Below are 13,699 nucleotides of genomic sequence, written 5' to 3' on the forward strand. Positions count from 1 at the left end.
CTGCTTACATCGTAAAAGCAGACCTTTTTTATATAAATCAAATAATTAGGTGTGTACTCATTAATCTTTGAATCTCAGCGCAGCCTGAAATAGGTTTTTCTTTCCTGTTAAATCATATTCGTCATTATATACAGGTTCATACATCAATACATAAGCACTTCCGTCAAAATCTTTTAAATCAATGGGCTGATCTGTCATGATATCATAAAACCTTGTAATGGTACGTGTAGCGGTCCATTGTTTTAAGTTGCCTTTAGGATTCTTATCGAACCTGTGATCTTTCGCATCTGTATAGTACCAATACGATGGTGCCTGATCCATCAGAAACAGTTCTTTGTCCTTATTATACAATTCCTCCGCCATACCCGTGCTCTGAAACCATGGCACCTCGGCATTGTAAAGACCTAAAGCCGCCGCATAAATATCTTTATTCGTAGTGGCTCCCACTAAAAACCCTTCCAGATTGGTAGAGGTAATTTCAAACAGGAAAGTAGATTTTTTCAGTACGTAAACATCATTTACCGGCTCAATTACTTTTCCGTCCTGTTTGATAACTACTTTTAACGATTGTGCGAAAGTCAACAGACTTAGTAAAGAAAACAGGAGGGTCAAACTTATTTTTTTCATTGTATATCTTTAAATAACTGCAGCAAAGATATGGTACTTTATCTCCATACACACTGGCTGATTTCAGGGGTTTTTCATCTTTCTAAGCCTGCATAAATGGCAATAGGGAATCACAAGTTCGCATGATTAACCTGAATTTGGGATAAGGCATTTTGTTTTAAACTGGATAGGCAAGCTGAAGGATGGAAAAAGGAAATTATTGAGGTCTGAAAAATAGCCGGTGCTCAGTTTTATTCATGTTTTACGACGACCTCGATCTAGTTTTGTGATAACAGCCACAAATTATTTGTGCAATGTTAACTTCAAACCTCTTCTGGCTTCAAACCTCTTACCCTTCATTATTATCCCTGATTCAGGTTAATTAAAAAAGATTAGCTTTCAGCTGAATTTTTATAAAAGCAGTTTTCTGCTTTTTACCATTAGCCGAAGCTGAATTAAGTGGATAAACTTCTGCATAAAAAGTATCGTTATCTGTCCAAAATGCCTTTTTATCATCAGCTATTTTGAAGTTGGTAAAATTTACGTATAAAAGATTCTCCTGTTTTTTGGTTTGCGGTAAATATTTAGTGATAAGAAAATTACTTCCCACATCATTATTGGATGAGATGAATGTAACCCAGCTCTTGGTAGGAAGAATTTGAGGATATCCTTCTGTACCAAGTTCAAACATGACAGCATTTTTTATATTGTAGAAAGAATAGAAAGAATCTACGACCTCGTCAGAATTTTCTTTGAAGACTTCCAGGTTTAAGAAAGATGATCTTCCTACATATTGATTAGCAAACGGTCCGCTCTCTGTAGATATATTTTCATGTTGTGTAATGAGTTCTTTTCTGTCATTTTCAATATAGACCCAGTTATCATCCTGCAGTCTTATATTCGGGTTCTTCACCAGTGTTTCACCGATTCGGTTTTTGGAGTTAGCTTTAAATTCTTGTTCTGAAATCTCCGTAATGGTACCAAATTTCTTAAAAGATTTGTTCTTAAAATCGTCAGACTTTTTAAATGTACTGCTTCTGATCTCATAAAGATCAACACCTTGTAAAGTCAGCTCAAATGCTGCGGTGAATTCTGATTTCAAAACAAAAGCTTCAATGCTGTTCGAAATATTATTATTAATGCTGTAATGAATAGAGTAGAAGTCATCAAACTCTTCAAACCCATAATAATTATCGAGTTTATTGTAAGCCATTTTCAGGTGAGCTGCATCTTTGCTTGGAGCTGCAAAAAACTGTACAGAATCCAGCTTGGTAAATAGCTGAAAGGGGACATCCTGCACATTGTCTACGCCTTTTATCTTTTTGAAATCGGCAAATGTTATGGTTTTCTTCGTAATTCCGGCTTCTGGCTTCTTAATTTCTGACGTTTTATTTTGCGGATTACATCCCACAAAAACAACAACGATAGAGGATATAAAGAATTGATGTAAGACTTTCATTTTATATATTTTTTGGCCAAAGGTATCGGTATTCAACGCAGCGGCCAACAAAACGGCTTAATATGGGCAATAAATGGCTGAAAACAGGGATATATTGAATGGTATATTTTAGACAATTTTGCAAAAGATAAATTAAGTACTGTAAATTATTTTATATAGATGAAAAATATAATAATCAGCTGCTCTGTTGTAATCGTTTTGCTGGCCTCCTGTTCACCTGCTACAGAAAAAAGTGGACAGCCTGGCTTCTACAGAGATGAAATCAGATACTGTTCCTGCATCCGGCCCGGTAAGGAATCATATCTCAAAAGTTGATATACCAGGCGATTTTTCAGCATTGGTTCCTATTGATGTATTGAATAGTAAAAGTACAAATGTGTACGAAAAATATGGTATAGAGTTCTCTGGCAACTGCTATTCATGCGATTTGGCAAGCTTATCCATCACAAAGGATGCAATGACATGGACCAATATCTGTGATGAAATGGATACTTTTAAAACTGATAAGTTCTCATTCTCTGTCGAAGGAAACAAAACCGTTCTAAAAACGTCAGAAAGAACTTATATTTTAACTCAAATAGATAAAGCGCCAGTTTACGAACTGGTTGTAGAAGGTCAAAAGCTGGAATTAAATAATAAAAGAGTATCCAGATATTTTACCACCCAAAAAGCTCTGTCTCTTTTCAAGGAGCATGACTGTGGCGATTTTGAAGGATAATACAATCTTATAAATATATTTTAGAAAATGAGCAGTTGATCCGGACTAGAGAATAATATGGATCAGCAGAGCTGTCTTAAAAGTTGGGGGAGAATCTTTAGTTATTCAAAAGAAACGTACATTTAAAATGATTTACTTGTATAAAAACACAAAAATAATATATAATCATTTTAATTGTAAGTAAAGCTATAGAGTTATGCATATGCTTAGAACGAATCCATGAGATTGATTTTACCTTTGCAACATTAAAAATATAGCATCAAATACCATGGAATGTAAATTCCGTGAGTCAGCTTCCCCAACTTTGACGCTTGATCCGGATCAACGATCTTTTTCTATATCTCAATACCCTTTCCATGAAAACTTCACGATAAAAAAAAGCCTCAAAGTAATTTGAGGCTTTTATATTAAAATAATGACTTAATTATTTTGCTGGTTTTTTAGGACTCATCATCATAATCATCCTTTTTCCTTCAAGTTTAGGAAGCTGATCTACCTTACCAACGTGCTCTAGTTCCTGAGCCAGTTTTAAAAGTAAGATTTCTCCCTGATCCTTAAAGATAATCGAACGTCCTTTAAAAAATACGTAGGTTTTCAATTTTGAACCTTCTTCAAGAAATTTTTCAGCATGCTTTTTCTTAAATTCATAATCGTGATCGTCCGTCTGTGGTCCAAAACGGATTTCCTTCACAACTACTTTTACTTGCTTAGCTTTTAATTCCTTTTGTTTTTTCTTTTGCTCATATAGAAACTTTTTGTATTCTAATATTCTTGCAATAAAAGGTTCAGCCTTATCAGAAATTACTACTAAATCCAATTCTTGTTCCGCAGCAATCTGTCTTGCTTTGTCAATTGGATAAATTCCCGGCTCTACGTTATCGCCCACCAAACGAAGCTCTCTCACACGAATTTTATCGTTGATCAAGTGAGCGTCCTCTTGTACAGGACGTCTTTGTGGGCCCCTGTTGTTAAATCTTTGTGCTATTGTATTATAATTTTATTGGTTAATTACTTAATTTAATTGATTTAAAGATTGAAAAATTGAAAGATTCCATTAGTTTTTGAATCCTGCAATCTTTTAATTTTAAATTATATCGCTGCTTCCTTTTTGAAATAAGAAACGAAATCTTCCATTTTCATGACTCCAAGATCTCCTTCGCCACGTCTTCTTACAGAAATCGTACCATCTTTTTCTTCATTTTCTCCAATCACCAACATGAAAGGAATCTTCTTCAATTCAGCATCACGGATCTTTTTACCTGTTTTCTCGTTTCTGTCATCAATCTGACCGCTAATATCGTGATTTTCCAAAAATTGTGAAACTTTTTTTGCATAATCTACGTATTTTTCGCTAATCGGTAATAGGATAAACTGGTCAGGGCTCAGCCATAACGGGAAGTCACCTGCCGTGTTCTCTAATAAAATCGCGATAAAACGTTCCATAGAACCGAAAGGTGCTCTGTGGATCATTACCGGTCTGTGCTTTTCATTATCGTTTCCTATATAGTGAAGATCAAATCTTTCCGGCAGGTTATAATCTACCTGGATCGTTCCTAACTGCCACTTTCTTCCTAAAGCATCTTTCACCATGAAGTCAAGCTTCGGACCGTAGAATGCAGCTTCACCATATTCTATTACCGTTTTTAATCCTTTCTTCTGAGCTGCATTGATAATTGCATTTTCCGCTTTCTCCCAATTTTCATCAGACCCGATATATTTTTCTCTGTTTTCAGGGTCTCTTAAAGATACCTGAGTTACAAAATCTTCAAAACCTAAAGATTTGAAAACATAAAGAGTCAGGTCAATTACCTTTTCAAATTCTTCAGAAAGCTGATCAGGAGTACAGAAAAGGTGAGCATCATCCTGAGTAAATCCACGAACTCTTGTCAATCCGTGAAGCTCTCCACTTTGCTCATATCTGTAAACCGTTCCGAACTCCGCATATCTCTTAGGAAGATCTCTGTAGCTCCATTGTGATGTCTTATAAATTTCACAGTGGTGAGGACAGTTCATGGGTTTCAGCAAAAATTCTTCTCCTTCATTCGGAGTTTTGATCGGCTGGAAGCTGTCTGCTCCATATTTATCCCAGTGTCCGGAAGTTACATATAATTCCTTTGCCCCGATGTGAGGAGACATGACGAATTCGTAACCGCCTTTTTTCTGAGCTTCTGAAAGGAAGTTTTCCAGTTTTCTTCTTAAAGCAGTCCCTTTGGGCAGCCAAAGCGGTAAGCCGGCACCTACTTTTTCCGAGAATGCAAAAATCCCAAGTTCTTTGCCTAATTTTCTGTGGTCTCTTCTTTTAGCTTCTTCCAGTCTTTCAAGATATTCAGTAAGATCTTTCTGTTTAGGGAAAGAAATGCCATATACCCTTGTCAGCTGAGGATTGTTTTCATTTCCTCTCCAGTAAGCTCCGGCAGCATTTAAAATCTTAACCGCTTTTACAATACCTGTGTTAGGAATATGTCCGCCACGGCATAGATCTGTAAAGTCATCATGAGTTACAAAAGTAATCTCTCCATCATTAAGATTAGAGATCAATTCTACTTTATAAGGATTGTCCGCATATGTTTTTAAAGCCTCTTCTTTAGAAACAGGATACAAAGAGAATGTAGAACCTTTCTTTGCATTTTCAAGGATCTTCTTTTCAATCTTCTCAAAATCTTTTTCAGATAAGCTTTCACCCCCGAAATCTACATCATAGTAGAATCCGCTTTCAATCGCAGGACCAATGGTCAACTTAGCATTCGGATAAAACTCAAGGATTGCCTGCGCCAAAAGGTGGGCAGAAGAGTGCCAGAAAGCCTTCTTTCCAAGATCATCATTCCAGGTCAAAAGCTGTACCGTAGAATCCGTGGTTATAGGTGTGGTCGTTTCTACTTGTTTGTCATTAACAATTGCGGAAATGGTATTTCTAGCCAATCCCTCGCTTATAGATTTTGCCACATCTAGGGGAGTCACTGCTCCCTCGAATTCTTTGACACTATTGTCTGGAAGTGTAATTTTTATCATTGTTTACTAAGAAATTTTAAGATGCAAAAATACGCATTTTTTAGATAAAATACTATATCCGCCCACATTTAGAGTAAGAATTAATACTAAAGATCAAAAAGATTTTAGCTGTTTGGGGTCCGATGATTGCTGTATTCTGCTGTTCACAGAAAATAATTCTACAATTTTTTTTCTGTGATGAATAGTAAACTTTACTTCTTTACAGCTATTTTTTCACAAAGAGTAGAAAAATCAATAGAAAATTTAAATCTGATAAAATGTATAAAAATATAGCGGCAAAGAATTAAAAGCACTACCTTAATCCGGTGAATATGCCGGGAAATACTGATGATAAATTCAAATAATCTGGTATATGAAGACCTGATGATTTGGTGTTTTTAACTATTTAAAATACAGTATTTTAGGTTTCGGAAATAATCAAATAATAGTAAAATTCCAGGATTATAATTTATGAATATGATGAATATAGATTTACATTGTGACCTTTTATATTACCTTTTAGGTTCAAAATCAAGAATTGATGATAAAGAGCTGGGATGCTCGCTGCCCTATTTAAAGGAGGGAAATGTAAAGCTTCAGGTGATGGCTATCTATGCAGGAACAGGACAGGGAAGCACTGATTATGGATTACAGCAGAGCAGATTGTTTTTGGACCTGATCAAGAATGAAAATTTTTTCCTTTTCAATAATGAAAGCTATAAAACCCCTGAAAATAAAGACAGGGTAGGAGTCATTGCCTCTATAGAAAATGCTTCGGCCTTCTGCGATGAGGATGAAAGCCTTGAATCCGGTTTTAAAAAATTGGAAACCATGATTGAAAATACACAAAAAGTTCTGTACATCGGGATCACGCATCATACTGAAAACCGTTTCGGAGGAGGAAATAATGCTACAGCTGGCTTAAAAGATGACGGGAAGGTTTTACTGGATTATATTGCAGATAAAAAGATTGCGGTTGACCTGGCTCACACAAGTGACCGGCTGGCGCATGATATTTTCAATTATATAGATCAAAAGAATTATTCCATTCCTATTCTGGCAAGCCATTCCAATTTTAGAACCGTCTATAAAAACAACAGAAACCTCCCTGATGAACTGGCTAAAGAAGTAATTATAAGAAAAGGATTGATAGGGCTTAATTTTATCAAAGATTATATTGATATCAATCATCCTGAAAGATTATATGACCATATTCAGTATGGACTAGACCTGGGAGGCGAAGACAGTATGGCGTATGGAGCAGATTATTTTTACTGGAAGGATCATCCGGACACATCCCGCCATCCTTTTTTCTTTCCTGAACATTCAAACGCTTCTGTATATCCTGCAGTCAATAAAGAAATTGAAGAGCGGTTTTCATCTGAATTGGTAGAAAAGATCAGCCACAGAAATGCGCTGAGTTTTATAGAAAATATGTACAGATAAGAAAAGGTCGTATAGATATAAGACTGAACTTTTGAAGATAATTTTATTCTCTCGCAGATTGAGCAGATGATGCCGATCTTTTTATGAGCATGTGCGAAAGCCACCAGATATGCGAGAGATTTTTTTTAAATTTTCTTTTTTATAGTCTTTATTTTACTTTAAATAATATAGTGTAACTATCTTGAAAACAAATTTTTAAATGTTTTTATTTAATGTTTTCTTTTATACTTTACTTTCTGCTTAATAATCTCAATCACATCTACATGTTGAATCTTAGATTTTATCCATCCATGAATATCAATGTAAAATAATGACCTTCTGTAATATTCGTTCTTGGAAAATTCTTCCAGTTTTTTGTCAAAAATTTGAAATGACTTCTGTTGATCTGACAAGACCAGATTATTCAGGTTTTTAAAAAATTGGATGCTTTCAAAGTGGAAGTCTTCCGGCTTTTTCATTTTTTTAGCAAACTTCAAAGTAGAAGCCGTAAATTCATCATAATCTTCGTCATTTCCCGATTCATACTTGGCCATTAATATCAGAATCCGGGTATGAAATAGCAGGTCTTCCTGTACATTTCCTTTTGACTCAATTACTCTCATACAGTATTGAATCGTTTTTTTGTACATTTTACTGCCAAAGAACATCGCTGCCATTTTAAGGTATAGAATCATAAAATGGTGCTCGTCGATTCTTTCACGAAGCTTTTCCATTTTCAGTTCAATCTCCGGAATAAGTTTTGTTCCCGTGAAAAACTCACCTTTTACAAAGTGAATATTCATCAGGGTATTGGCATGGGTAAGAAAGATCAGTGACTGAAGGTTTTCATTTTGAGCGAAACTTTCCGCATGAACTGTTTTGCTGAAGTTTTCAAAATGTTCTTCAAGAATGTCAATATTCCCATACAAAAATAAAATCTTCAACAGGTACGTGTTGCCCTTAATATACCAAACCGGATGGCTGAAGATCATTTCAGGCTTTTTATGAAACAGATCGACCCATTGATAGGCATATTTCAAAGTATATTTATAGTCCTGAAGAAGTTGGTTTTTCCACACGTGGGCTTTAAAATACCAAAGCTTTTCTGTGAAGTTCAACTTATCAAATCTGATCTTTTTAATTTCTTCATTAAAAAGATCCAGAACTTCTTGCCGGTCAGTATCATTTTTCACATAGCCATGGGTCAGCATTTCACTGTATAATTTCAGTGAAAGATTGGATAATTTTGTCGTATAACGATTTTGCCGGCTGAGTTCCTGAGACTGTCTGATCAATTCATCCGCCCGTCCTTCGATACTTCTTGTAATGAATTGTGACTCAATTACTTTTTCAAGATCAATGATTTCCGAAGCAATACTTTTCTCATCCAGTTCCAGTGCTGTCTGTTTTGTTTTATCCAGGATTTTTAAAGCCTGTTTATACAGTCCTTTCTGATATAGGATATTGGCAAAATCGAGCTGTTCCCTCAGCTGGATTCTATAATTCTGATGACTCGGATTCATCCGGAGACTCACCAGAATCTGTTTGTAGAGGTGTGCTTTGAGATTAGAGAGCTGCTGCTTCGTTGAGATTTTCTTCTCGATAATAATGCTTTCATCATATTCCTTCATTTTATCCATTTCTGAAAATAACAAAAGAAATTTAGCATCTACGTTGATTCCGAGACGGTTTACATACAGCTTAAACTGACGTTTTTCTGAGGTGGTCAATGACTTTACCAATACAAACAAAAAATCTTTCTGCAATTCTGCCATTGTAAATTTTTAGGATTTAAATATTTAACTATCAACTATATACAGCTATTGTTTTAACTATTGAGTATTGTAATTTTTATAAAAATTGAAACTATAAAAATATCGCAAGCTGTAGTTTTGGATCAAAATTAAGTAAAAAACTTTATTTATGAATTCCGAAAAAATTGAAATTTTTGATACCACACTGAGGGATGGGGAACAGGTTCCGGGATGTAAACTGAATACGGAACAAAAACTGATGATTGCAGAAAGGCTTGATGCGCTGGGGATCGATATCATTGAAGCAGGATTTCCGGTTTCCAGTCCTGGAGATTTTGAATCTGTTTCAGAAATTTCAAAACTCGTAAAAAATGCGAAAGTATGCGGACTCACAAGAGCCAATAAAAAAGATATTGATACCGCAGCTGAAGCACTCAGATCTGCAAAGAGACCCAGAATACATACCGGAATAGGAACTTCTGACTCTCACATTAAATACAAATTCAACTCAACGAGAGAAGATATTATTGAACGTGCTGCAGAAGCGGTAAAATATGCTAAAAGCTATGTGGAAGATGTAGAATTCTATGCTGAAGATGCCGGAAGGACAGACAATGAATACCTGGCGCAGGTTTGTGAGGCAGTTATCAAAGCCGGAGCTACCGTTTTGAATATTCCGGATACGACAGGATATTGCCTGCCGGAGGAATACGGACAGAAAATAAAGTATCTGAAAGAAAATGTAAAAGGAATTGATAAAGCCATTTTATCATGTCATTGTCATAATGATTTAGGCCTGGCTACGGCCAATTCGATTGCCGGAGCCATCAACGGGGCACGCCAGATTGAATGTACGATCAACGGATTGGGCGAAAGAGCGGGAAATACGGCTTTAGAAGAAGTGGTCATGATTTTAAAACAACATAAAGATTTACATCTTCACACAGAGGTCAACTCAAGGATGCTGAATGAGATGAGCTTACTGGTTTCTGACCTGATGGGAATGTCTGTACAGCCCAATAAAGCGATCGTAGGCGCCAATGCTTTTGCCCACAGTTCGGGAATTCATCAGGATGGAGTGATCAAAAACAGGGAAACCTATGAAATCATTGATCCTGCGGAAGTAGGCGTGAATGCGTCTTCTATTATTCTTACGGCAAGAAGCGGACGTTCAGCATTAGCCTATAGATTTAAGCATATTGGCTATGAGGTGACCAAAAACGAACTCGATTATCTGTACCAGGAATTTTTAAAAATTGCAGACCTTAAAAAAGAAATCTGCAATGATGATTTAAGCCTGATTATGGAAACTTTCAATCGAAAAATAGGATAGGTTTGATTTAAAATCAAGATAAATTAAAATGGAGAACGATAAAAAGACACTTTTTGATAAAGTCTGGGATGCCCATGTTGTAGAAACGATTCCTGACGGCCCCCAGATCATTTATATTGACAAACATTTGATTCATGAAGTCACCAGTCCTCAGGCCTTTGCAGAACTTGAATCCAGAAATCTGGAGGTGTTCAGACCTGAGCAGATTGTGGCAACGGCTGATCATAATGTGCCTACTCTTAACCAGGAACAGCCCATCAGGGATGACCTGTCGAGGAACCAGGTCCAGCAGCTGACAGAAAATTGTAAAAAAAATAATATCGAATTATTCGGGCTCGGACATCCATATCAGGGGATTGTACACATCATTGCCCCAGAGTTGGGAATCACCCAACCCGGCATGAGCATCGTTTGTGGCGATAGCCATACCTCTACCCATGGAGCTTTTGGAGCGATAGCTTTCGGGATCGGAACAAGCCAGGTAGCACAGGTTTTTGCGAGTCAATGCCTATTGCTCAATAAACCGAAGTCGATGAGAATTACAGTAAACGGAACCCTGAATGAAAATGTTCAGCCCAAAGATGTGATTCTTTATATTATTTCAAAAATAGGAACGGACGGAGGAACAGGGTATTTCTGTGAGTATGCCGGAAATGTATTTGAAGAGATGTCAATGGAAGGAAGGATGACCGTTTGTAATATGAGTATTGAAATGGGCGCCCGGGGAGGAATGATTGCTCCTGATAAAACCACTTTTGAATACGTAAAAGGAAGAACTTTTGCTCCGGAAGGAGAGGAATGGGATGAAAAAGTGACCTTCTGGGAAACTTTAAAAACGGATGAAGGAGCAAGCTTTGATAAAGAATTGAGTTTTGATGCATCTGATATTTATCCGATGATCACTTATGGAACTAATCCTGGAATGGGAATTTCAATCAATGAAACAATTCCTTTTCCTCAAAATGAATCCGAAGAAAAAGCGCTGCAATATATGGGACTAGAAGCAGGGCAGTCACCTTCTAACATTAAGGTGAATTATGTATTCATAGGTAGCTGTACCAATGCCAGGATTGAAGATTTCCGCTCTGCCGCTCAGTATATTAAAGGAAAAAGCAAATCGGAAGCTGTAAAAGCTCTTATCGTACCCGGATCTCAACAGGTCGTAAAGCAGATTTACGAGGAAGGGTTGGATAAGATTTTCAACGAGGCCGGGTTCCAGATTCGTCAACCGGGATGTTCAGCTTGCTTAGCGATGAATGATGATAAAATTCCTGAAGGAGAATATTGTGTTTCTACTTCCAACAGAAATTTTGAAGGAAGACAGGGACAAGGTGCGAGAACCATTCTTGCCAGTCCGCTTACTGCAGCAAAAGCAGCTATAGAAGGTAGAATTTCAGCTTTTGAAAGCTTGAACTAAAAGAAAAAGGAATTTTAAAATATATTTTAACCACAAAGACACAAAAGAGTAACACTTAAGTAAAAGGAAGTTATCATTTGCTTACATAAAAAAAGAGCACTTAAGCTTTTTGCCATCTTTATGTGAACTTCTAATATGATGCTTTTTTGTCCTTTCTTAAGTGAACTGAAGGGTAAAAAAGAAAAACTTTTGTGACTTTTGGGGTTCTAAGTCTAACAATATAGAGTACATGCAAAAATTAGTTGTTATAAAATCTAGTGCAGTTCCACTGCCGGCAGAAAATATAGATACCGACCAGATTATTCCGGCCAGATTCCTAAAAAGTATTGATAGAAAGGGATTCGGTGAAAATTTGTTCAGAGACTGGAGATTCAATATTCATACAGGAGAACCAAATCCGGATTTTGTTTTAAACAATCCTAAATTCAATGGCCAGATTTTGGTGGCAGGAAATAACTTCGGTTGCGGGAGCAGCCGTGAGCACGCAGCATGGGCATTGGCGGATTATGGTTTCAAGGTTATTGTTTCCAGTTATTTTGCCGATATCTTTAAAGGAAATGCTTTAAATAACGGACTTCTTCCGGTAAAGGTTTCTGAAGCGTTTTTAAAAGAGATCTTAGAAGGGATCAATGAAAACCCTGACAATGAAATCGCCATTGATGTAGAGTTGCAGTCTATCAGCTTTAAAGATACAACCGAAACTTTTGAACTGGATTCTTATAAAAAAATATGCCTGTTGAACGGCTATGACGATATTGATTTTTTAATCAGCAAAAAACAGGCGATCAAACAGTTTGAACGAAAAACACAAAAAACAAATGAGCAACAATTATTTTAAAATTGCCGTTCTTCCCGGAGACGGGATCGGGCCGGAAATTATCAGTGAAAGCATTAAGATTCTTGATGCCATTACAGAAGCTTTTCAATACCATTTTCAATTTAAGTATGGTTTAATAGGAGCGGAAGCTATTTTTAAAACCGGAGATCCGCTGCCGGAAGAAACAGTAAAGATCTGTAAAGAATCTGATGCCGTTCTTTTTGGAGCGATCGGTGATCCTGCTTTTGACAACAATCCGGAAGCGAAAGTAAGACCTGAACAGGGGCTTTTAAAACTTCGCAAGGAACTAGGGTTATTTGCCAATATCAGACCTTTGAAGACCTATTCTTCACTCATCGAAAAAAGCCCTCTTAAAAAAGAGATTATTGAAGGAGCGGATATCCAGATTTTCAGAGAATTGGTAAGCGGGATTTATTTTGGTGAAAAATTTACGGATCCTGATGGCGGCTATGCTTATGATGTATGCCGATACAGCCGCGAGGATATTCTTCCGATTGCCCATATGGCATTTCAGGAAGCCCGGAAAAGGAATAAAAAGCTGACTCTTATTGATAAGGCCAATGTATTGGATACTTCGAGGCTATGGAGAAAAATCTGCCAGGAGATTGCTCCGGAATACTCAGATGTACAGCTGGATTATATGTTTGTAGATAATGCAGCAATGCAGTTAATCCTTAATCCTAAGCAGTTTGATGTTATTTTAACTGAAAATATGTTTGGAGATATTATTTCTGATGAAGCAAGTGTGATCGGCGGATCTATAGGATTGCTTCCTTCGGCTTCCATTGGAGAAAAAAACGCTTTGTTTGAGCCTATTCACGGTTCTTACCCACAGGCAAAAGGAAAGGGAATAGCCAATCCTATTGCTTCTATTCTGAGTGTTGCCATGATGCTTGACCATCTCAACTTACAGCCGGCTGCTGAAAAGCTAAGACAGTCTGTTGAGCATGCCATTGAGAATAAATATGTAACGATAGATCTTAATACCAAGCAATATTATTCTACCCAGGAAGTCGGAAGCTTTATTGCTGACCATATCAGGTACTCAGAGAAGTCTTATTATAATTTTGAAAATATAAAAATCGGAAAATCAACCATCGTATAGAATGAATATGGTCCTTTAAATAGATAGATAGTTAGAGAAAGGTTCTGCCTCGCAAG

Annotated in this window: 11 protein-coding genes; 6 read left to right on the forward strand and 5 right to left on the reverse strand. The window is 36.7% G+C overall.

The features are described from left to right. Positions 1–60 precede the first annotated feature (60 nt). On the reverse strand, positions 61–627 hold the full coding sequence (locus MUW56_RS21310) for a hypothetical protein (protein ID WP_292015088.1): 567 nt from the start codon (positions 625–627) through the stop codon (positions 61–63). 361 nt (positions 628–988) lie between these two features. Next, the gene (locus tag MUW56_RS21315) at positions 989–2,065 is read right to left on the reverse strand and encodes a resolvase (protein ID WP_292015089.1); all 1,077 of its coding nucleotides are present in this window, start codon (positions 2,063–2,065) and stop codon (positions 989–991) included. Positions 2,066–2,297: 232 nt separating this feature from the next. Here MUW56_RS21315 and MUW56_RS21320 point away from each other — a divergent pair, with 232 nt between their 5' ends. Further along, positions 2,298–2,783, forward strand: a complete 486-nt coding sequence (locus MUW56_RS21320) for a hypothetical protein (protein WP_292015090.1) — start codon at positions 2,298–2,300, stop codon at positions 2,781–2,783. Positions 2,784–3,207: 424 nt separating this feature from the next. Here the strand turns inward: MUW56_RS21320 and infC are convergent, their stop codons facing one another. Continuing rightward, the gene (gene infC, locus MUW56_RS21325; protein WP_172625635.1) at positions 3,208–3,708 is read right to left on the reverse strand and encodes a translation initiation factor IF-3; all 501 of its coding nucleotides are present in this window, start codon (positions 3,706–3,708) and stop codon (positions 3,208–3,210) included. Positions 3,709–3,872: 164 nt separating this feature from the next. After that, positions 3,873–5,792, reverse strand: coding sequence for a threonine--tRNA ligase (gene thrS / locus MUW56_RS21330; RefSeq protein WP_292015091.1), 1,920 nt, complete (start codon positions 5,790–5,792; stop codon positions 3,873–3,875). A 456-nt stretch (positions 5,793–6,248) separates the two neighbouring features. On the opposite strand from thrS, the gene MUW56_RS21335 reads away from it, so the two are divergent. Beyond that, positions 6,249–7,217, forward strand: coding sequence for a membrane dipeptidase (locus MUW56_RS21335; RefSeq protein WP_292015092.1), 969 nt, complete (start codon positions 6,249–6,251; stop codon positions 7,215–7,217). Positions 7,218–7,426: 209 nt separating this feature from the next. On the opposite strand, the gene MUW56_RS21340 is transcribed toward MUW56_RS21335, so the two are convergent. Next, positions 7,427–8,971 carry a hypothetical protein gene (locus tag MUW56_RS21340; protein WP_292015093.1) on the reverse strand — a complete coding sequence of 515 codons (1,545 nt, stop codon included), beginning with the start codon at positions 8,969–8,971 and terminating at the stop codon, positions 7,427–7,429. Positions 8,972–9,119: 148 nt separating this feature from the next. On the opposite strand from MUW56_RS21340, the gene MUW56_RS21345 reads away from it, so the two are divergent. The 4 genes from MUW56_RS21345 to leuB all read left to right on the forward strand — a co-directional run bounded on the left by MUW56_RS21345 (position 9,120) and on the right by leuB (position 13,643). Next, positions 9,120–10,283, forward strand: a complete 1,164-nt coding sequence (locus tag MUW56_RS21345; RefSeq protein ID WP_292015094.1) for a 2-isopropylmalate synthase — start codon at positions 9,120–9,122, stop codon at positions 10,281–10,283. A gap of 28 nt (positions 10,284–10,311) precedes the next feature. Continuing rightward, on the forward strand, positions 10,312–11,700 hold the full coding sequence (gene leuC, locus MUW56_RS21350; protein ID WP_292015095.1) for a 3-isopropylmalate dehydratase large subunit: 1,389 nt from the start codon (positions 10,312–10,314) through the stop codon (positions 11,698–11,700). A gap of 229 nt (positions 11,701–11,929) precedes the next feature. Continuing rightward, positions 11,930–12,538: a 3-isopropylmalate dehydratase small subunit gene (leuD, locus tag MUW56_RS21355; protein WP_292015096.1), complete on the forward strand. Its 609-nt coding sequence runs from the start codon at positions 11,930–11,932 to the stop codon at positions 12,536–12,538. Beyond that, entirely contained in the window at positions 12,519–13,643 is a 1,125-nt protein-coding gene (leuB, locus tag MUW56_RS21360) for a 3-isopropylmalate dehydrogenase (protein ID WP_292015097.1), read from the forward strand. Before leuD ends, leuB begins: the two co-directional genes overlap by 20 nt. The last annotated feature ends 56 nt before the right edge of the window (positions 13,644–13,699 follow it).

Source organism: Chryseobacterium sp. (genome assembly GCF_022869225.1).
Lineage (GTDB): Bacteria > Bacteroidota > Bacteroidia > Flavobacteriales > Weeksellaceae > Chryseobacterium.

What these genes read in the sequence shown, in the direction of transcription:
- MUW56_RS21310 (WP_292015088.1), bottom strand. Translation starts at nt 627, where the DNA reads ATGAAAAAAATAAGTTTGACCCTCCTGTTTTCTTTACTAAGTCTGTTG.
- MUW56_RS21315 (WP_292015089.1), bottom strand. Translation starts at nt 2,065, where the DNA reads ATGAAAGTCTTACATCAATTCTTTATATCCTCTATCGTTGTTGTTTTT.
- thrS (WP_292015091.1), bottom strand. Translation starts at nt 5,792, where the DNA reads ATGATAAAAATTACACTTCCAGACAATAGTGTCAAAGAATTCGAGGGA.
- MUW56_RS21335 (WP_292015092.1), top strand. Translation starts at nt 6,249, where the DNA reads ATGATGAATATAGATTTACATTGTGACCTTTTATATTACCTTTTAGGT.
- MUW56_RS21340 (WP_292015093.1), bottom strand. Translation starts at nt 8,971, where the DNA reads ATGGCAGAATTGCAGAAAGATTTTTTGTTTGTATTGGTAAAGTCATTG.
- MUW56_RS21345 (WP_292015094.1), top strand. Translation starts at nt 9,120, where the DNA reads ATGAATTCCGAAAAAATTGAAATTTTTGATACCACACTGAGGGATGGG.
- leuC (WP_292015095.1), top strand. Translation starts at nt 10,312, where the DNA reads ATGGAGAACGATAAAAAGACACTTTTTGATAAAGTCTGGGATGCCCAT.
- leuD (WP_292015096.1), top strand. Translation starts at nt 11,930, where the DNA reads ATGCAAAAATTAGTTGTTATAAAATCTAGTGCAGTTCCACTGCCGGCA.
- leuB (WP_292015097.1), top strand. Translation starts at nt 12,519, where the DNA reads ATGAGCAACAATTATTTTAAAATTGCCGTTCTTCCCGGAGACGGGATC.